25 protein-coding genes are annotated in these 17,191 nt (G+C 57.2%); 17 read left to right on the plus strand and 8 right to left on the minus strand.

Annotated elements, in window-relative coordinates; genetic code table 11:
* The first annotated feature begins 99 nt into the window (after positions 1 to 99).
* Both HGP16_RS26055 and rpsU (HGP16_RS26060) read left to right on the plus strand, forming a co-directional pair.
* Positions 100 to 309: a cold-shock protein gene (locus tag HGP16_RS26055; RefSeq protein WP_168842867.1), complete on the plus strand. Its 210-nt coding sequence runs from the start codon at positions 100 to 102 to the stop codon at positions 307 to 309.
* Positions 310 to 716: 407 nt separating this feature from the next.
* On the plus strand, positions 717 to 962 hold the full coding sequence (rpsU, locus tag HGP16_RS26060; RefSeq protein ID WP_168842868.1) for a 30S ribosomal protein S21: 246 nt from the start codon (positions 717 to 719) through the stop codon (positions 960 to 962).
* Positions 963 to 1,936: 974 nt separating this feature from the next.
* Here rpsU (HGP16_RS26060) and HGP16_RS26065 read toward each other — a convergent pair.
* From HGP16_RS26065 to HGP16_RS26100, 7 genes are all read right to left on the minus strand, one after another.
* Positions 1,937 to 2,200: a DUF982 domain-containing protein gene (locus HGP16_RS26065; protein WP_168842869.1), complete on the minus strand. Its 264-nt coding sequence runs from the start codon at positions 2,198 to 2,200 to the stop codon at positions 1,937 to 1,939.
* A gap of 129 nt (positions 2,201 to 2,329) precedes the next feature.
* On the minus strand, positions 2,330 to 2,575 hold the full coding sequence (locus HGP16_RS26070; protein WP_168842870.1) for a hypothetical protein: 246 nt from the start codon (positions 2,573 to 2,575) through the stop codon (positions 2,330 to 2,332).
* 474 nt (positions 2,576 to 3,049) lie between these two features.
* Positions 3,050 to 3,277, minus strand: a complete 228-nt coding sequence (locus HGP16_RS26075) for a hypothetical protein (RefSeq protein ID WP_168842871.1) — start codon at positions 3,275 to 3,277, stop codon at positions 3,050 to 3,052.
* Between the two features lie 321 nt (positions 3,278 to 3,598).
* Entirely contained in the window at positions 3,599 to 3,904 is a 306-nt protein-coding gene (locus tag HGP16_RS26080) for a hypothetical protein (RefSeq protein WP_168842872.1), read from the minus strand.
* Between the two features lie 279 nt (positions 3,905 to 4,183).
* Complete coding sequence (locus HGP16_RS26085) at positions 4,184 to 4,447, minus strand: hypothetical protein (protein ID WP_168842873.1); 264 nt, start codon at positions 4,445 to 4,447, stop codon at positions 4,184 to 4,186.
* A gap of 863 nt (positions 4,448 to 5,310) precedes the next feature.
* Positions 5,311 to 5,607, minus strand: a complete 297-nt coding sequence (locus tag HGP16_RS26095) for a type II toxin-antitoxin system RelE/ParE family toxin (protein WP_168842874.1) — start codon at positions 5,605 to 5,607, stop codon at positions 5,311 to 5,313.
* On the minus strand, positions 5,604 to 5,870 hold the full coding sequence (locus HGP16_RS26100; protein ID WP_168842875.1) for a type II toxin-antitoxin system ParD family antitoxin: 267 nt from the start codon (positions 5,868 to 5,870) through the stop codon (positions 5,604 to 5,606). Before HGP16_RS26100 ends, HGP16_RS26095 begins: the two co-directional genes overlap by 4 nt.
* Positions 5,871 to 6,190: 320 nt before the next feature.
* Here HGP16_RS26100 and HGP16_RS26105 point away from each other — a divergent pair, with 320 nt between their 5' ends.
* A complete protein-coding gene (locus HGP16_RS26105; protein WP_281408258.1) occupies positions 6,191 to 6,574 on the plus strand; it encodes an EAL domain-containing protein in 384 nt (127 codons plus the stop codon).
* Positions 6,575 to 6,608: 34 nt separating this feature from the next.
* Here the strand turns inward: HGP16_RS26105 and HGP16_RS26110 are convergent, their stop codons facing one another.
* The gene (locus tag HGP16_RS26110; RefSeq protein ID WP_168842953.1) at positions 6,609 to 7,619 is read right to left on the minus strand and encodes a LacI family DNA-binding transcriptional regulator; all 1,011 of its coding nucleotides are present in this window, start codon (positions 7,617 to 7,619) and stop codon (positions 6,609 to 6,611) included.
* Positions 7,620 to 7,800: 181 nt separating this feature from the next.
* On the opposite strand from HGP16_RS26110, the gene HGP16_RS26115 reads away from it, so the two are divergent.
* From HGP16_RS26115 to HGP16_RS26180, 14 genes are all read left to right on the plus strand, one after another.
* Positions 7,801 to 8,754 (plus strand): sugar ABC transporter substrate-binding protein, encoded by a 954-nt coding sequence (locus HGP16_RS26115; protein ID WP_168842876.1) that lies wholly within the window; start codon positions 7,801 to 7,803, stop codon positions 8,752 to 8,754.
* Between the two features lie 126 nt (positions 8,755 to 8,880).
* Positions 8,881 to 10,002, plus strand: coding sequence for an ABC transporter permease (locus HGP16_RS26120; protein WP_168842877.1), 1,122 nt, complete (start codon positions 8,881 to 8,883; stop codon positions 10,000 to 10,002).
* A complete protein-coding gene (locus HGP16_RS26125; protein ID WP_168842878.1) occupies positions 10,002 to 10,790 on the plus strand; it encodes an ATP-binding cassette domain-containing protein in 789 nt (262 codons plus the stop codon). The genes HGP16_RS26120 and HGP16_RS26125 overlap by 1 nt, the downstream gene beginning before the upstream one ends.
* A gap of 82 nt (positions 10,791 to 10,872) precedes the next feature.
* The gene (locus tag HGP16_RS26130) at positions 10,873 to 11,664 is read left to right on the plus strand and encodes a TIM barrel protein (protein ID WP_168842879.1); all 792 of its coding nucleotides are present in this window, start codon (positions 10,873 to 10,875) and stop codon (positions 11,662 to 11,664) included.
* A gap of 26 nt (positions 11,665 to 11,690) precedes the next feature.
* Positions 11,691 to 12,713 (plus strand): Gfo/Idh/MocA family oxidoreductase, encoded by a 1,023-nt coding sequence (locus HGP16_RS26135; RefSeq protein WP_168842880.1) that lies wholly within the window; start codon positions 11,691 to 11,693, stop codon positions 12,711 to 12,713.
* Between the two features lie 54 nt (positions 12,714 to 12,767).
* Positions 12,768 to 13,061 (plus strand): MurR/RpiR family transcriptional regulator, encoded by a 294-nt coding sequence (locus HGP16_RS26140; RefSeq protein WP_168842881.1) that lies wholly within the window; start codon positions 12,768 to 12,770, stop codon positions 13,059 to 13,061.
* Positions 13,062 to 13,082: 21 nt separating this feature from the next.
* Positions 13,083 to 13,256 (plus strand): hypothetical protein, encoded by a 174-nt coding sequence (locus HGP16_RS26145; protein WP_168842839.1) that lies wholly within the window; start codon positions 13,083 to 13,085, stop codon positions 13,254 to 13,256.
* Between the two features lie 189 nt (positions 13,257 to 13,445).
* Positions 13,446 to 13,655, plus strand: coding sequence for a cold-shock protein (locus HGP16_RS26150; RefSeq protein WP_149637803.1), 210 nt, complete (start codon positions 13,446 to 13,448; stop codon positions 13,653 to 13,655).
* Between the two features lie 170 nt (positions 13,656 to 13,825).
* A complete protein-coding gene (locus tag HGP16_RS26155; RefSeq protein ID WP_168842954.1) occupies positions 13,826 to 14,206 on the plus strand; it encodes a DUF6481 family protein in 381 nt (126 codons plus the stop codon).
* Positions 14,207 to 14,291: 85 nt separating this feature from the next.
* A complete protein-coding gene (locus HGP16_RS26160; RefSeq protein WP_168842882.1) occupies positions 14,292 to 15,332 on the plus strand; it encodes a fatty acid desaturase in 1,041 nt (346 codons plus the stop codon).
* Between the two features lie 56 nt (positions 15,333 to 15,388).
* On the plus strand, positions 15,389 to 15,712 hold the full coding sequence (locus tag HGP16_RS26165) for a hypothetical protein (protein ID WP_205927562.1): 324 nt from the start codon (positions 15,389 to 15,391) through the stop codon (positions 15,710 to 15,712).
* A 67-nt stretch (positions 15,713 to 15,779) separates the two neighbouring features.
* Positions 15,780 to 16,088, plus strand: a complete 309-nt coding sequence (locus HGP16_RS26170; protein WP_168842956.1) for a YkgJ family cysteine cluster protein — start codon at positions 15,780 to 15,782, stop codon at positions 16,086 to 16,088.
* Positions 16,089 to 16,142: 54 nt separating this feature from the next.
* A complete protein-coding gene (gene rpsU, locus HGP16_RS26175) occupies positions 16,143 to 16,385 on the plus strand; it encodes a 30S ribosomal protein S21 (RefSeq protein ID WP_168842883.1) in 243 nt (80 codons plus the stop codon).
* Positions 16,386 to 16,418: 33 nt separating this feature from the next.
* Complete coding sequence (locus HGP16_RS26180; protein WP_168842884.1) at positions 16,419 to 16,643, plus strand: hypothetical protein; 225 nt, start codon at positions 16,419 to 16,421, stop codon at positions 16,641 to 16,643.
* The last annotated feature ends 548 nt before the right edge of the window (positions 16,644 to 17,191 follow it).

Genomic DNA, 17,191 nt, shown 5'->3' on the forward strand with positions numbered 1-17,191 from the left:
AAGGGCTCAATGCTCTTCCTCGGATTCCCTTTCAAATAATCGATCTAATCCCGCAAGGCATCGCGGGAATAACAACGATTGCTACGAAAGGAAATCGTTATGAACACTGGTACAGTTAAGTGGTTTAACGCCACCAAGGGCTTCGGCTTCATTCAGCCCGATAACGGCGACACGGACGTCTTCGTTCATGTCTCCGCTGTTGAACGCGCTGGAATGCGCTCGCTCAACGACGGTCAGAAAATTCGCTACGACATTGTCCAGGACCGCAAGTCCGGCAAGAGCTCGGCGGACAATCTTCAGGCCGCATGAATTGTCATTCGCTTAGGCTGACCACGGATGTACTGGCAGCGAAGTGAATGGTGCAGAGAGGTCGGGGTGATGCCCGGCCTTTTATTTTGCCCATCGGAGAACCGTATGCAAAAGTGGCATTATCGGATCGGTGACACAATCCTGTTGAAGTCCGGCGTTCTGGGAAGTTCCGGCCCTTCGGGATACGGTCGAATTCTTTCATGCTTGCCCGAGGCTCAGGGCACCGCACAATACCGTGTTCAGTTCGACGCCGAGAATTTCGAACGCCGCATCCTCCAGGTCGACATTGATGCTGCGGCATCCTCGTCACCAACACGAGAAGCGTCCTCCATGCCGGAAGGGAAGCTTTCCAGCTGGGTCAATTCGAGCGCAATCAGCATCAGAAAACGCTAACCGAAGGAACAATCTTGAGAGTAGATGTAAGAGATAATAACGTCGATCAGGCGCTTCGCGTTTTGAAAAAGAAAATGCAGCGCGAAGGCCTCTTTCGAGAAATGAAGGCCCGCAGTGCTTATGAAAAGCCCTCAGAGAAGCGCGCGAGAGAAAAAGCCGAAGCGATCCGCCGGAGCCGCAAGCTTGCCCGCAAGCAAGCCCAGCGCGAAGGCCTTCTTCCGATGCCAAAAAAGAAAGTAATAATCGGACGGGCGCGCTGAGCGTCCCGCCCTTGGAGCTCTCCACCGGCGCGCAGGGCTGGCATATTCTCTACCGCTTGAGAGGTAAGGCATGACTGCGAAAAAAGATCGGTTTTTCAAAACTGGCAAGATCACGGCCGAAACGAAGTTGGCCCAGACAAATGCTGCCGCAAAGGATATTATGGACGCCGAGGCTGCCATCAGGGCCAAGAAGACGGAGAGACTCCGCGCCCTTCGCTTAGCCCAGCCCGTGGCGGAGGCGCCGGAGAAGAAGGGGCGGCTCAAGTCAAACTCAAAGCCGTAACAATTGCGGATCTGCGACCTGTACCTGGAGCGCCACGCGTCACGTAACCGCGCGAGGCCGCTCGTGTGCGCCTGCCTTAAACGCTGATCAAAATGGGCAGATTGCCCATCCTCGGAGTAAGTAGGTTCAACTGGCCTGAGGAATAATGGCACGCATTATTGGCCTGGATGCGTGAGGCGTAGCGAACGGCGATTGGGTACTTCCTGCTAAAGCCACGGCAATGCCCTGGGCGCCGGCGCAATTGGTTTGATCATCTTATAGCGGTTCTTCGACCTTTGCGTGGTATCGTGGGCAGGATTGATGAACGCAAAGACCGCTTGGTCGCCGCCATCCTTCAAGAGAATGCGATGACAAGTAGAACCCGACGGTATGCCCTCCGCCAGGAAATAGATCTGTCCTGGACGGTCTACGATGTGTTTACGGGCAAGTCGGCAAAGCCTTCAACTTGGGCTTTGGAGAGTTTGCCCGAAAAGGAGGCCCGCATTTTTTGTGCTATTCTCAACGAAAAGGATGCGGCTCGCCGGATTGACGGCGATCGGAAGTAAGATTCCGCTCATCCTCATTGTCCAATTTAACAGGGCTTTCGCACTCGGCGGTCTCGGAGAACTAGGCTACGCATTCTCCATCGCATGGAGGCTTCGTCGCCGAGGCAGATGCGCGGCATCTTTGATGAGGCGGCAAGCGGTGAGCGCTACTTGGCGTCGATACAGGCATCACCACAAGCAAAAATAAAATACTGGCGGGCGATTTCAGGGGCGGAGCGATACCGAAGTGCTTTCGTGCAGGAGTAAACTGCGTTCCAATAGAGTTGGCCCGAGCGTTGTTCGAAGTCCTTTTGCAGATATCGAAGCGCCTCTCTGGGGCCGCTTATGATTCTCGTGTAAAAGCCCTCCTTCTGAATGAGGACTGGCGCCTCCCACACGAGAGAAAACCCAACATTTATGATCGAGCTCATGAATATCCTCCTCGCCGTCCCGGACGGAATCCCTTTGACTGCCGGCAAGCGGTGCCCGTGACACGAACCTCGGGATTCGCTGCTCGACCAGAAAATGGGAGCCGATCGTTCGTTCCGCTGGATCCTTGGCTATCGATGCGCCTTTTGCCCATCGAGATAGCCGTGTTCAAAAGCCTTCGCGAGCAAGGTTCCTTCCGGATAGGGATTTTCTTCATCTTCCTTTTCTTGGATGCCGGCGGCGCCTCCACGCTCATAGGCTTCTCTGGTTGTCTCATCGGAAACTTGCGAGCATGGGGGGCCGATTGTTTCGACTTTTCCCGGACCATACAGCTCTGGCCCCAACCGGGATGGAGCGAGGGGATTTTGGGTATGCATAGGTCTTTCCTCCCTAAAGCATAAAGCGGTCTGCCGCGGATGGTCCGAGCAAGTTTGTCGGTTTTCTGAAACGCTGACCTGCAAGGATTCGCTGCCGCTGCGGGCGCCAACCGGTCTTTCGATGGACTACGAAAGAGGAGGGCGACGATGATGGAACACTATCGCTCTCAGTTTAAGGCTATTTGATGCGCTGCGGCTCAATCCGCCGTTCGTCGTCGCCGGGCTTAGCGGAGCACGGGCTTGACCTTGCTGGACGTTCGGTCCTTTTCTCCCGCTTACCGATGCGAGGCGTCTGATCGATCTCTCGACGGCAGGCGTGATACGCCTACACTCGGATGGTCGAGAAAGGCATCAGCGTCGATCCGCCACTGGTCTGATTCTATTGAGGAATTGTCTCCAGCCGGACCAGGAGGGGTGTGCGCCTTGCGGATTAAGTGCATTGGCAAGCATTGCCGGCATCTGCATCGGTTGTCGTCAAACGTCCAGGCTGGCGCTTGCCGCCATGGCGAGTTGGAAGAGCTTTTCCTCCTCGTGAACTCCCTGCTGGTACAGTTTGATGACGAAGGCCGCGATAACCTCGGCTTCTTGATGTTCGCGTGTGATATCCAGCTTGATCAAAGTGGCATCGAATGCGCGTTGGCAGACGTCCAGCGCTTCAGAATCCAGTGGTATCTCCCGCTGGTGAGCATACTTCATAATCATCGCGACCACCTCTGCAAAAGCAGATATCCCTAGACACGATCAAAATCTAAATCTTCGTGTTGGCGATTTCAATACTACAAACAGCCGGGATATCGGCAGTAACCGCGTCGGCGCATTCGCTGAGATGTTCGATATCTATTTCTGCCGCAGCATCCGTTGCAAGTCCACGGATAAGCCTCGGATGAGCTCGTAGCGTCGGTTAGCGGGTCCGGTCTTTTGGCCGATCCTGCGCAAGCTCATCGCGCCGAAAATCCGCAACGAGGTCTACCGCTTCTGCCGATCTCATCTTGTCGAATCCTCGCGATACGCCGGCGCGAATTCTCAGATGCCTGACCCATCGAGTTGCTCCGCATCGTCGCCTTCCCAGGGTGCGGGCATCGCGGTGCGGCTGAGATTGGCCGAGGGCATCGGCATCCAGCACTTCAATTCCGGCTCGGCATATTCGATGATGCAGCCGGGCGAAGAATCGGAGGCGCGCCAACCTTCCGCACCGAACTGATCGCCATTCGACCAATATGCGAGGTCAACTTGTGCCGGCCCCTGTTCGGACGGCCGGATGGTGACGAGGATCCGACTGCCGTCTTTCGGCGCGGCCGCCATATGGCGCCATTGGTCTGGCTCGTCCATCGTCTTCCCTCCTGCCTTGCTGTAGGTTGCAAGTGTCGCCCGGTCATCGGAAACGGTCAATTGAAACTTTGCAAGAAAATTCCTCTATCGATTGGCTGACGGTTCTCCTAAACCTCAGTGAGGTCATGCTAGCGACCAAACCCACTGGGCGGAAGTCACTAACTACCAACTTTGCCTTGGACTGGTTCCCTTCGGTGCCGACGATCTGCTTGAAACGTGTAGAGGCACGTAGGCCGCATTTGGCAAAATGGGGGCGGTCGAATACCACTCGCGCATCTTCTAGCCATTGAAATCTCGATCCAACTGGAACATCCAATGGCGCATATGATCGAGCAAAAGCGCGACGTCATATCGCCATTCCAGGGCGAGAAGTTTCAAATCCATTCGACCAGCCCGAAGGCGCACATCAAGCCGAAGCCTGAGGTCGGTGAGCTCGTTTGCGGTTGGCGAATGCTCAAGCGTGTTTTTCGGCGTAGCACTGCGAACGAGGCGCTTGGCAAAGAGGTCCAAATCCGAAGTTGGTTCATAGGTCGTCTTGGTCATGAGCAATCCTCCCGACCGTAATTTATATCGTAATACGACATAAATCTAGCGGGCAGAGTGTTTTTCGAGGCAGAAGATTAGCTCGCCGTGTGGTCGATCGGCCCGCTACAGCGCTCGGCGGAAATCGCGCAAAAACGGCGTTTGTGTTCGAACATTGACGCAGAAACGGAGCCGTTCAGCGAAAATGTAAGCGGAGAATGGCTTCCAGTTGGGGCGAGACCTTGCCGAAAACCCGGGCTTGACGGTTTCGGGCTACTAGACAAGGCGTTGTCCAAATGGAATGATTTAGGCAGCTTGCCGTAGCCGGTTGCAACCACCGACACCCTAAATTTTCCAGCGAGAGCATTGTCGAAGATCGCTGGAGCCGATCCTTGCGGATCTCGCCGCGACTTACCCTGAGATCGAGCTTGAACTGACCATAGAGGACCGCTTTATCGACATCGTTGCTGAGCGGTACGACGCCGGGATCCGCATCGCGAAATGATCAAGCAGGATGTGATTGCGGTATAGCGCAAGGTGAACGTCGACGCTGGCAGCGGGCGTCAAACCGACGCGAAAATTTCAATGAACAAAGGTCACCTCACTAGAATAGGAGGAGGGTCGACGGTTCGAGTTGGTTCAAGTGCGAGGTTATACGTGGGAACGGCCAGCATCCGTAATCGCGCACAGTCCTGGTCGGGAAGCGAGAAAATCAATGAAGGTACAACCTTCGCCGGCGGATACTTCCTGCTCGGATCACCCGCATCAGGGTGGTGCTGAGTGCTGCGGAGGTCGAGGGGCGCTTGCGATGATGATAAGACGTACAGGCCAGCCACCTAGCTCCGCTGTTTGAGAGGGCGTTCGTCTCGGATCGACCCGTGCAGCTATTCACCGAACAGCATGGTCCCATAATCGGTGGTGCCATGCAGAAAATGGACGATGACTACCTTCATGGATTCGACGCGGTAGAAGATCAGATAGTTGCCATGGACGCGCCGGCGGATACCATGGTGCTCGTAGCGGGGGACGAGGGAGTAGCCGTTCGGATTGTCGACGAGATCCTCGCACTTGCTGCGCAGCTCTCGGATGAATGACAGCGCGCGCTGGGGATTGTCCCTTGAGATATAATCGGCGATCTGCTCAAGGTCGTTTTCCGCCTCGTAGGAAAACTCGAGGATCATGCCGACTTTTCGGCCTTGTCAGCCATCGCGCTGTATTTGGCCTCGAGCCGATCGAAGACACCACTCGCCGGCTTCGTTCGGCCAGCATCTCCATCGGCAATGCCGCGCATGATTGAAGCATCGAGTGCGGCAAGCCGGGTCTCGCGGTCCTGGACCAGTCGCACACCTTCCCGAAGGACTTCGCTTTTCGAACCATAGCGGCCTGTCTCGACAAGTTGCTGAATATAGCTTTCGAGCTGCTTTCCCAGATCGGCACTGATCATGCGGTCCTCCATCTGACGTGATTCAGAACAAAAATAGGCCGTTTATCAACTATTATCAATCGCTCGCGACCTGGCATCGAAGGAACTTACTTTTCGAGGCTGTTGATGGGCCGCCCTAACGGAGGGCGGCCCAGCGGCCCGCAAGGTTTTGCTCATTTTTAACACATCGCGTGCGTGAAAATTGACGGCGTTGTATTGAGTACACGCCACTCTTTGACGCGCGGACGGAACGGCCATGAATTACCGCGTGCTTGCGCACAACTTCATGTGCGGCCTGTAATGTCTCCTGTGAGCGTTGTCTGAAATTGCAGTCGTCGATCTTGTCAGCCGCGAAACTGAGGCTAATCGAGGAGCTTCGCACTGAGGGATTGCTCGTGGCTTTGGATGATTTCGGAACGGGTTACGCATCTCAAACCCACCTCCTCGAGTTCCCCGTTGACATAATCAAGATCGATAAGAGTTTCGTCGACCGGATATCTGACGATCGTGGTGAAACGATAGTCAAGGCTCTGCTTGATATGGCCGCCGGCCTCGGCGTGCGGATGGTAGCCGAGGGTGTAGAGACTACAAATCAAGCAAGCGATCTTGCGCGTTTGGGATGTCCATTTGCACAAGGCTTTTTGTTCGGTCGCGCTGCCGATCGTGATAAAATCACGGAGCTGTTGCAGGCAGGGATGGTGCCCGTGCCACCAATGGTCTCGTAGAAATGGATGGATTCCGGTCTGTCTATTACCGATATCACGTCGAACCTCTGATGATCAGTTTACCGGGGAGCGTGACTGTTTCGGCTTCGATGGTTCCAACGATCATTCCAATGATCGCCTCCACCATTTCGTGCCGGGGCTGCTCGTAGGTTGTGAGGCTATAGGCAGACGAGCCGCCTAGTTCGTAGTTGTCGAAACCGACGATCGCAATGTCTTCAGGCACTCTCAGCCCGTGCCTTCCGCGAATTTCATCGATGGCTCCCAATGCCAGGATATCGTTCTCGCACATGAGAACATCGATCCGGTCGGCAGGTGCCATTTGAGATAGATAGTTGCGGACAGATTCCGCTCCGGCCTCCGCACTATATTTCTCGGCTGACAGCAATTCGATCTCGCTAACACCTTTCTCTGCCCAGAAATCCGTGAAGTGCTGGCGTCGTCTTAGAGCGGTTGAAAGCGCGGTCGCGCCACTCATGAAGCCAGGTCGCCGATATCCTCGTTCATGCAGGTGATTGACGATATCCCGGAGAGCCAGCTCGGCGTCACATACAACTGCCGGCACACCGTCAATCTGACTATCCCGCGCCAGAACGAACATGGGCGGCATCCCGTTGCCGAGCTGGCGATCCGTCAGCGTCTCGTCGCGAAACGCGGTACCAAAAAGAATGACGGCGTCGACCTGCCGCTGATCCGCGTGTAGTAATGCATGCACGTGATCGAAGTGGTTGTTGATGTTGATGAGCATGGCGACCAGGCCGGCTGCCTGCAAGCGATCGGTCAATGTTTCAAGGAATGGAAGCTTCTGGGGGTTGCGGAAGTCGTCGACAAAGACGGCGACCTGTCGCGTGGAGTTTGTCGCAAGGCTTCGTGCCAGCAGATTGGGCGAATAATTCAACGCCGCCGCCGCTTCCATGACGCGGCGCTTGCTCTCCTCTGTGATTGAAGATCCGGGAGTAAAGGCTCGAATGACTGTCCACTTCGAGAGCCCGGCGGCGGCCGCAACTTCCTTCGCCGTGGTTCGCCTGATCGTCTCTCGCTTTCGCATGCTGCCTCCGGAGAAAATAGAACAAACATTCCATTTCGCGATTTCGGTGAAATGAATGCTTGCTTTTACCCCATTCACGCCTATGATGCACCTGCTTGCACCCGGTAGCAAGATATTTGCACCCGGTAGCATCTGCATTTTGCCGACCTGAGGAGCGGGCGGCACAAGGAGGAGGACCAACATGAAATCTATTCTCAGCAAACTCGCCTGTGGCATTCTGGCTGCCGGGATCGCCGTTTCTTGTTCAACGGCCGTACGTGCACAGGACCAACTGACGATCATCGCCGTCACCCACGGCCAGGCATCCGATCCATTCTGGTCGATCGTCAAGAACGGCATGATGCAGGCCGGCAAGGACAGCAATGTCCGGGTTGACTATCGTGCGCCTGAAACCTTCGACATGGTCGCTATGGGCCAGCTCATCGAAGCCGCCGCCAACCAGAACCCCGCCGGGATCGTGATCTCAGACCCTGATCCGGATGCCCTCGGTCCGGCGATCCAGAAAGCCGTGGCAGCCGGCATTCCGGTAATCTCCATGAATTCCGGCATCTCCGCGGCCGAAAAGCTCGGCATCAAGCTGCATGTCGGCCAGGACGAACTTCCAGCCGGCATCAAGGTCGGTGCAAAACTGAAGTCTCTCGGCCTGAAACATGTTCTGTGCGTCAATCAGGAAGTGGGCAATGCGGCCCTCGATCAACGTTGTGCAGGAACGGAAAAAGGCTTCGAAGGCGGCAAGGTGACCGTGCTGCCGACATCGGCCGATCCGGCCGAGATCGAAGCTAAGATTCAAGCCGCGCTCACCTCCGATCCATCGATCGACGTCGTCCTTGGTCTCTCTGCGCCGCTCGTCGGCGAGCGTGCCGTCGCGGTTGTCGAGAAGATGGGCGCTGGCGACAAGGTGAAGGTCGCGTCCTACGACCTGTCGGCGGGCTTCCTCAAGGCGGTGGCTGACGGTAAGGCGTTGTTCGCCGTTGACCAGCAGCCCTACCTTCAGGGCTATCTACCCGTGACCTTCCTCGCATTGAATGCGCGTTACGGCACGATTCCGGCAGGCAACGTCGCCTCCGGTCCGAGTTTCGTCGAAAAGGACACGGCCGCCAAGGTCATCGAGAAATCGTCCCAGGGCATTCGCTAAGCCGGAGCCGTCGCAGTTCCCGCTACGGCGGGAGCTGCCTCAACTGCCACGCCTGCCTTTCTGCGCGATCTCGTCCGCTGAACTCCGTGGCGCGCAAGGACAACGAACAATCTGAGGAACGATCCCATGACGCTGGCCAACGAACAGAACGGGACTTCGGCCCGATCCGACGAGCGGCTGAAAAAGGTTTCGACGATGACCGCGCTGCTGCGGCGTCCGGAACTTGGCGCTGTCGCTGGACTGGTGCTCGTCACTATCTTCTTTTTCTTTACCGCCAATCCCGCCATGTTCACGCTGGCCGGCGTGATCAACTTCATGGCTCCGGCCGCCCAGCTCGGAATCCTCGCGATCGGTGCTGCTCTCTTGATGATCGGAGGCGAATTCGACCTGTCTATCGGATCGATGGTTGCTTTTGCCGGCCTTGTATTCGGCACGGCGCTTGTGGTCCTGCATCTGCCGCTCAGCATCGCAATCCTGATTGCGCTGGGGTTTGCGGTGGCAATCGGCGTCACGAATGCGCAGCTCACGATGCACACGGGCCTCCCTTCGTTCATCGTCACGCTCGCCTTCCTGTTCATCCTGCGCGGTCTGACGCTGGTCGGGCTCAAATGGGCGAGCGGCGGCGCAACGCAGCTTCGAGGCATGAAGGAAGCAGCCGCCAACAGCCCGCTTGCGCCGATCTTTTCCGGCGATGCATTCACGGGACTGTTCTCCTGGCTCGGAAGCAGGGGCATCATCGAGACTTTTCCCAGCGGAGCGCCGAAGGTTCCCGGCATCCCGGTGGAAATCCTGTGGTTCATTCTGATCGCACTGGCTGCCACATGGGTACTTTTGCGGACGCGCTTCGGTAACTGGATCTTTGCCTCCGGCGGCGATCCGCGAGCCGCCCGCAAGTCCGGTGTTCCGGTCGCCCGCGTCAAGACGACACTCTTCATCGTCACTGCCATGTGCGCCACTCTCGTCGCAATCCTGACCGTGCTCGATGCAGGTTCCACGGATGCGCGTCGCGGCTTCCAGAAGGAGTTCGAGGCAATCATCGCGGCAGTCATCGGCGGCTGCCTCCTGACGGGCGGCTATGGTTCGGCGATCGGCGCGTTCTTCGGATCTATCGTCTTCGGCATGGTGCTGATCGGGCTGACCTACACATCGATCGATCAGGATTGGTACCTCGTCTTCCTCGGCGGCATGCTGCTGACGGCCGTCATCTTCAACAATGTCATCCGCAAACGCGTCACGGGAGAACGCTGATGAGCACGTCTCAGACGCCCATCATCGAAGTCAAGAACCTCGTCAAGCACTTCGGCTCCATCATCGCACTCAACGGCGTCTCGTTGAGCGTCAATGCCGGAGAAGTCCTCTGCCTTCTCGGCGATAACGGTGCCGGAAAATCCACCCTCATCAATACCCTGTCCGGCGTCTTCAAGCCGACATCGGGAGAGTTCCTGGTCGAGGGACGACCTCGGACGTTCAATGGCCCGCGTGACGCGCTCGACGCTGGGATTGCCACCGTCTACCAGGATCTCGCGATGATCCCGCTGATGTCGGTGACCCGGAATTTCTTCATGGGGCGCGAACCCCTGAAAGGTTTCAGTCCCTTCAAGCACATGGACATGGATTTCGCCAACAACGTCACGCGCGACGAGATGCGCAAGATCGGCATCGATGTCCGCGAGCCAGACCAGGCCGTCGGCACGTTATCCGGCGGCGAGCGCCAGTGTGTCGCCATCGCGCGCGCCGCCTACTTCGGTGCGAAAGTTCTCATTCTCGATGAGCCGACTTCAGCGCTCGGCGTTGCCCAAACCTCGATGGTCCTGAAATACATCGACCAAGTCCGCGGCAAGGGGCTGGGTGTCATCTTCATTACGCACAACGTCCGCCATGCCTATGCGGTGGGCAACCGGTTCACGGCGCTGAACCGCGGACAGACACTGGGAACCTTCGCCAAGAGCGAGATCGATCTGGACGGTCTCCAAAACCTGATGGCAGGCGGCAAGGAACTGCAGTCCCTCTCAGAGGAGCTTGGCGGAACCGTCTGATCCAACGCTTCGGAACAACCATTCGGTTCGGCGTTTCCTCGCCGCTACACGAACCTTCATATCCATCGACAAGGTAAGATCTATGACTGCTCCCACGTCTTTCTTCCCATTGGCGGCCTGCGCCGAGATGCTCTGGCGTGACAAGCCGATCGAATGGCGCGCCTCTCGGCTCAAGGAAATGGGCTTCGGTGTCGGCCTGTGGAATTGGCCGGAACACGACATTGGCAGGCTGGAGGCGACGGGCGCGACCTTCACGATCATGAATGGCTATCTCGCAGGCCGTCTGACCGACGACGAAGGCGCCGACGAGCTTCTAAGAACAGCGCGCGAGACGGCGCAAATCGGCAGGCGCCTCGGCGTCCAGCGACTGAACCTTCATGGCACCGGTCTCGGCGATCGCGGCCTTCCGGTGCAACCGATCGAAGTCGTCACGGGGGCGATGTGGCTGAAAGCGCGCGACACCTTGCGTCGGATCGTCGATCTGGCCGAAGCAGAAGACGTCGTCTTCACGCTTGAGAACCTGAACCTGCCCGTCGATCATCCAGGCGTGTCCTTCGGTCGGGCCGAGGATACGCTGGCGCTTGTGTCGAGCATCGACCATCCGCGGCTGCGGCTCAACCTCGACCTCTATCATGCGCAGATCGGCGAAGGAAACCTGATCGAGCTTTGCCGCAAATGCCTGCCCTGGATCGGAGAGATCCAGGTCGCCGATGTGCCGGGCCGCTGCGAGCCGGGCACGGGCGAGGTCAACTGGAACGGTATCGCGAAAGCACTGAAGGCGATGGGCTATAGCGGTCCAATCGGCATGGAAGCCTGGGCTGCCGGCGACGCCGACGAAGCGCTCGCGGCATTCCGCACCGCATTCACAATCTGACATCGTAAAACCACAGGACAAACCCCATGCCCAAGATCAAAGCCGTCAATGTCGGCCTCATCGGCGCAGGTCGCATCGGCTCCTTCCACGGCGAAACCGTTGCAAAGCGGCTGGTCGACGCCGAGCTTGTCGCGATCGCCGATCCGGCACCCGGCGCTGCGGCAAAGCTTGCGGATAAACTCGGCGTCGATACATCGTACACCGACGTTGCCGAGCTTCTCGCGCATCCGGACCTCGACGCCGTCATCATCGCGACCCCCGCGCGTTTCCACACCAATGTCCTCGTTCAGGCCGCCGAGGCCGGCAAGGCGATCTTCTGCGAGAAGCCGATGGCGCTGACGCTTGAGGATGCCGATCGCGCGATCGCTGCCGCGCGCTCCGCAGGTGTTTTGATTCAGGTCGGCTTCAATCGCCGCTGGGATCAGGCCTTCGCCGAGGGGCGAGCTGCCATCGACGCCGGCAAGATCGGCGCGCCGCAGCTCATCCGATCCTTGACGCGAGATCCGGGGCCGTTCGGCGCCGATCCGGACAGGATCCCGCTTTGGACCATCTTCTACGAGACCCTCATCCACGACTTCGACACGCTGCTCTGGCTGAACCCCGGCGCCAAGCCGGTTGAGGTCTTCGCAATGGCGGACGCACTTCTACGACCGGATGCCAGGGATAAGGGTTTCCTCGATACCGCCGTCGTGAACATCCGCTTCAACAATGGTTCCATCGCCGTCGCGGAAGCGAATTTCTCCGCTCTTTATGGTTACGATATCCGGGGTGAAGTTTTTGGTTCCGGTGGCATGGTGACCATCGGCGACGTGCGCCGCTCGAGCATGACGCTTTTCGATAAGACCGGTGTCTCCAACGATACCTGGCGGCGCGACACGGATCACTTCATCCAGGGCTACGCCGCTCAGCTCGCGTCCTTCGTCAACGCCGTACGAGATGGAGAGCTCAGGGACGGTCCGACGGGCACCGATGCCCGCAATGCATTGGCGATTGCTCTGGCCTGCATCGAATCCGTCTCCAAGAAGCAGCCCGTCGCCGTGCCGCGATGACGCGAGATGCGCCGGCCTTCGGCGCATCTTCCTGCAACAACGGGAGCCATTGTCATGACCTCATTGAAAAAGCCGGAGAGCATTGGCGAGCTGAAGGCAATGATTGTGAGGAGCAGGTTGCGGCTCCCCGAGCAACAGGAACGTGTCGCAAGAGCGATTCTTGCTCGGCCTGACATTGTGGCTTTCGGCACGATCAGTTCGGTCGCCAGTACGTGTGTCGTCTCCCCGTCCACCGTCGTTCGAGTCGCGAACGCTCTGGGGTTTGAGACCTTCAAGGAGTTCAAGCTGTTCTTTCGACAATATCTGCGGTCGGTCTCTGCAAGCGGGCGCGCGATCAGTTTTGAATAGATTTGTTTCGGCGGAGCTTAAATGCACATCCTCGATTTCTTGCCCACCGGCGTTCGCCTTGCGGTCAGTCCACTTTCTTGGGCGAACGACGTTCTTGAAGATCTGGGCGCCGGCATCTCGCTCGAAACGTGCCTCACCGAGGCGGCCGGCGCGGGCTATCACGGCGTCGAACTCGAGTACCTCTCCGCATCGTAAATTTACAAAGTTCAAAACAAGAGGTAGACGACGGAGGTCGGCTTGTGTATGACATGGTGATCGATACTTTGTTTGCCGATATTTGTTTTGGCTGCGCTTAGCGCCTCTTGACCAACTTCCCTTTCAAAAGTCGAAACACCGCCGTGCGCCGCCCGGCGGACGCTAATTTTTGCTATGAAAGGGTTCGTTATGACCACTGGCACAGTTAAATGGTTCAATGCCGCAAAGGGTTTTGGTTTCATCCAGCCTGACGACGGCAGCGCCGACGTTTTCGTCCACATTTCTGCTGTCGAGCGGGCTGGAATGAACTCGATCGCTGAAGGTCAGAAGCTCGGTTTCGAGCTGGAGCGCGATCGCAAGTCCGGCAAGATGTCTGCCGGCCAGCTCCAAGCTGCTTAAGGCTCTTATAGCCGCCATGACCACGGATGTACTGGCGTGGCTGGCAAGGGCATTTGAAGGCCAGACAGATGTCTGGCCTTTTTGCATTCGATAAGATCTCGCCCGGTAACCGTGTGGTTTGCAATAAAGCCGTGTGCGTGCTGACACGTAGCGCCAAGAAGGAAAATCTATTGAGACATCTGAACGACAACAGCTTCGCCGAACGCCGCAAAACTGCGGAGAATGCCAAGCGCGAGCTTTTGACGAAATTTGCATCTGCGCCGAAACTGACCGATCCTGCTACGCAGCAACGTATTGCCGCCCGCGCGGCAGTTGCTGCGGCGAGGATGGCCCGCCAGGCTGAGCGCGAGGCTCTGAAGGCCGCGGAAAACGAGCGTCTGCTACAAGAAGCCGCCGCGTCAGCAGCGGCTGCAGAAGCACACGAAAAGGCGGAAGCTCACGCCGGGGAAGTGGAACGCAATAATCGACTTTTGCAGGACATGGCCGATGAGGCCGAGCGCAAGGCCGAACGAGATCGCCGCTATGCGGCCCGCAAGGCACGTCAGGGCTGAGAAGCGCAGCCGGTATCTGACTGGCCCGCTTAGTGCCGATATTACCGGCCGCGCAAGCGGCGTCAGGCTGGAAGGGATATCATCCATGAATGTTCATGCCCATGCGACTGAAGCGAGCTTCGACGGCAATGCTGGCGCCTGGCTGAAAATTCTGGCGACATACAGACAGCCTCAAATAGGCCGCAGCGTGTTCGAGCTGATCATTACGATCCTACCTTTCGCGCTCTTCTGGAGTGGGGCCTGTATCTCGATCGTTCAGGGTTTCTGGCCGGGACTTGTCCTGGTTTTGCCGGCTGCCGGGTTCCTGCTTAGGCTCTTCATGATCCAGCACGACTGCGGACACGGATCGTTCTTTGCGCGGCGGGGGGTTGACACCTGGATAGGGCGGACGCTCGGCGTGCTGACCCTGACACCCTACGATTACTGGCGACGGGCGCACGCGGCCCATCACGCCTCGGCCGGCAATCTCGACGAGCGAGGTGTCGGCGACATTTCCACGCTTACGATTTCCGAATATCGCGCCCTCTCCTGGTCCGGGCGTCTTGGCTACCGTTTGTATCGCCATCCATTGGTCATGTTCGGCATTGGCCCGGCGTGGCTCTTTCTCTTTAAGCAGCGTTTGCCTTTCGGGATGATGAGCTCGGGCGCATTACCGTGGATTTCCACAATGGCCACCAATGTGGCGATCGCGATCCTGACTGGCGCGATGGTTCTGCTTATTGGACCGATACCCTTTTTGATGGTCCATCTGCCGGTCGTGCTTCTTGCAGGGGCAGGGGGCGTATGGCTTTTCTATGTCCAGCACCAGTTCGAAGAAACCCATTGGTCTCGGACCGAAGCGTGGAAATTTCCGGAAGCCGCGCTCCACGGTGCATCCCACTACGATCTGCCGCCGGTGCTCCGCTGGCTGACGGGCAATATCGGCCTGCATCACGTACACCATCTTGCAAGCCGGATTCCTTACTACCGTCTGCCGGAAGTGCTGCGCGACCATCCGGAATTGATCGATGTTGGCCGGATCACCCTGTGGCAAAGCCTCCGGTGCGTCCGGCTCGTTCTCTGGGACGAAAAGAGCCGCAGGCTCGTTTCCTTCCGCGATGCTGCGCAGGCAGAAACACATTCATGACCTTCAACAATGAGGGCCGCTACAAACTCACCCGTGTTTAGGATCGAAATCTGAATATGAACGCAAAGACTACCACGAACGCAATCCCTTTGAGCGTCACCCTCACCCCGGCCGAGATCAGGGCCTTGAAGCTCGCGAAAGACGGCGACCTTTATCCTCAGGATGCGAAGAGGTGGACGCATCTCAATGCCACCGTCACCTATGCAAGAACTGACCGCTTCAAGGAGCGCCCGATTAAGGTGAAGGTCGTAACCACGGCAACGTTGGAGCAATTGCGGGACTACGGGCTTGTCCGAAGCCTTGACCCCGAGATCGGTTCCTCACAACCGGCTCATGCCATAACGATGGCGGGCAAGATGTGGCTGCTGAAACACAAGTGACACTGAAAGCAGACGACAGATCCATTCTCTGTCCGTCGACCTCAGGAGTGTTTATTTCATGAATGCGATGATCCCAACGCTCGACCTTGACTGCCAGACATGCGGCGCTTGCTGCGCCTATTCATCTGATTGGCCCAGGTTCACCACTGAAAGCGATGCTGCTCTCGATTTGGTGCCAGCCCACTTCGTCGCCAAAGATCAGCGAGGGATGCGGTGCGAAGGCGCACGTTGCTCCGCGCTTTCAGGCCGTGTCGGCTCGCAGACATCCTGTCTCGTCTATGATGTTCGGCCGGACGTTTGCCGGGCCTGCATGCCGGGCGACCATGCCTGCATGATCGCGCGTGAGGCGTTCTTTCTGACCGGCAAAGCAGTCTAGCCGGCTCAATTCGAGCACAATCAGCATCAGAAAACGCTAACCGAAGGAGCAATCTTGCGCGTAGATGTAAGAGATAATAACGTCGACCAGGCGCTTCGCGTTTTGAAAAAGAAAATGCAGCGCGAAGGCCTCTTTCGAGAAATGAGGGCCCGCAGTGCTTATGAGAAGCCCTCAGAGAAGCGCGCGAGAGAAAAAGCCGATGCGATCCGCCGGAGCCGCAAGCTTGCCCGCAAGCAGGCGCAGCGCGAAGGCCTTCTTCCGATGCCAAAAAAGAAAGTAATCGGACAGGCGCGCTAAGCGTTCTGTTCTTCCTCACCTGAAAGGTCGGACATGACTGCGACAAAAGACCGTTTCTTCAAATCGGTCATAATTACCGCCGAAACGAAATTGGCGCAGACCGGCGCCAATGCACGCGACATCTTTGATGCCGAGGCTGCGATCAGGGCCAAGAAGACGGAGAGACTTCGTGCGCTTCGTCTGGCTCAACCTGTGGCGGAGATCCCCAAAAAGACGAGCCGCTCCAAGCCGAGCTCTGAAAAAGATCGCAAAGCGTAGCAACCGCGAGCGAACTGCCCGGTTTTAATTTACAACTATCGAACCTAGGTGGATGGTACCGCAGATGGCTGCCGTTCGTCGTGCGATATCCATGGCCTTCCTTAAACGAAATCTACTGCCGTTCATTGTTTGCGCCATTATATCGGCATGTGCCTGCGACCTATAAAGTCGCATGACACCCCCAAGGCTTGGCTCTCCGCCAAAATACTCCATGCATTGAAGAGCTTGAGTTCGGCCGCCGAAAGCATAAGGCAAAACTAAATTAAAAAAATCGAGAATTTATTATAATTTTCCAATTTACTGTGCTAACATCCTCCTTCCATAGAAAATAATTACAACAAGGAGGGAAAATGAAAAACGTTGTTTTCGCCAATGCTGCGCGCCGTCTAACGAGTCTTATGATCGAGACGTCTGTTTTGATTGCTGGCGCATCCGCTATTCTTATCGTCGGCCTTCCATCCGTTCGCCCTTGGCTATGACCATGTCCAAACATGCAAAACGCTTTAAATGCCCTATCCAGGAGAAGACCGATACCGTCTTCCGCAAGA

This window comes from Rhizobium sp. P40RR-XXII (assembly GCF_012641405.1).
Lineage (GTDB): Bacteria > Pseudomonadota > Alphaproteobacteria > Rhizobiales > Rhizobiaceae > Rhizobium.

Excerpts from the sequence above, each read along its gene's own strand:
- HGP16_RS26180 (WP_168842884.1), top strand. The coding sequence starts at position 16,419 with ATGACTGCGACAAAAGACCGTTTCTTCAAATCGGTCATAATTACCGCC.
- HGP16_RS26130 (WP_168842879.1), top strand. The coding sequence starts at position 10,873 with ATGACTGCTCCCACGTCTTTCTTCCCATTGGCGGCCTGCGCCGAGATG.
- HGP16_RS26135 (WP_168842880.1), top strand. The coding sequence starts at position 11,691 with ATGCCCAAGATCAAAGCCGTCAATGTCGGCCTCATCGGCGCAGGTCGC.
- HGP16_RS26095 (WP_168842874.1), bottom strand. The coding sequence starts at position 5,607 with ATGATCCTCGAGTTTTCCTACGAGGCGGAAAACGACCTTGAGCAGATC.
- HGP16_RS26075 (WP_168842871.1), bottom strand. The coding sequence starts at position 3,277 with ATGATTATGAAGTATGCTCACCAGCGGGAGATACCACTGGATTCTGAA.
- HGP16_RS26120 (WP_168842877.1), top strand. The coding sequence starts at position 8,881 with ATGACGCTGGCCAACGAACAGAACGGGACTTCGGCCCGATCCGACGAG.
- HGP16_RS26115 (WP_168842876.1), top strand. The coding sequence starts at position 7,801 with ATGAAATCTATTCTCAGCAAACTCGCCTGTGGCATTCTGGCTGCCGGG.
- HGP16_RS26165 (WP_205927562.1), top strand. The coding sequence starts at position 15,389 with ATGAACGCAAAGACTACCACGAACGCAATCCCTTTGAGCGTCACCCTC.
- HGP16_RS26125 (WP_168842878.1), top strand. The coding sequence starts at position 10,002 with ATGAGCACGTCTCAGACGCCCATCATCGAAGTCAAGAACCTCGTCAAG.
- HGP16_RS26070 (WP_168842870.1), bottom strand. The coding sequence starts at position 2,575 with ATGCATACCCAAAATCCCCTCGCTCCATCCCGGTTGGGGCCAGAGCTG.
- HGP16_RS26145 (WP_168842839.1), top strand. The coding sequence starts at position 13,083 with ATGCACATCCTCGATTTCTTGCCCACCGGCGTTCGCCTTGCGGTCAGT.
- HGP16_RS26080 (WP_168842872.1), bottom strand. The coding sequence starts at position 3,904 with ATGGACGAGCCAGACCAATGGCGCCATATGGCGGCCGCGCCGAAAGAC.
- HGP16_RS26055 (WP_168842867.1), top strand. The coding sequence starts at position 100 with ATGAACACTGGTACAGTTAAGTGGTTTAACGCCACCAAGGGCTTCGGC.
- HGP16_RS26100 (WP_168842875.1), bottom strand. The coding sequence starts at position 5,870 with ATGATCAGTGCCGATCTGGGAAAGCAGCTCGAAAGCTATATTCAGCAA.
- HGP16_RS26065 (WP_168842869.1), bottom strand. The coding sequence starts at position 2,200 with ATGAGCTCGATCATAAATGTTGGGTTTTCTCTCGTGTGGGAGGCGCCA.
- HGP16_RS26085 (WP_168842873.1), bottom strand. The coding sequence starts at position 4,447 with ATGACCAAGACGACCTATGAACCAACTTCGGATTTGGACCTCTTTGCC.
- HGP16_RS26150 (WP_149637803.1), top strand. The coding sequence starts at position 13,446 with ATGACCACTGGCACAGTTAAATGGTTCAATGCCGCAAAGGGTTTTGGT.
- HGP16_RS26140 (WP_168842881.1), top strand. The coding sequence starts at position 12,768 with ATGACCTCATTGAAAAAGCCGGAGAGCATTGGCGAGCTGAAGGCAATG.
- HGP16_RS26170 (WP_168842956.1), top strand. The coding sequence starts at position 15,780 with ATGATCCCAACGCTCGACCTTGACTGCCAGACATGCGGCGCTTGCTGC.
- HGP16_RS26160 (WP_168842882.1), top strand. The coding sequence starts at position 14,292 with ATGAATGTTCATGCCCATGCGACTGAAGCGAGCTTCGACGGCAATGCT.
- HGP16_RS26110 (WP_168842953.1), bottom strand. The coding sequence starts at position 7,619 with ATGCGAAAGCGAGAGACGATCAGGCGAACCACGGCGAAGGAAGTTGCG.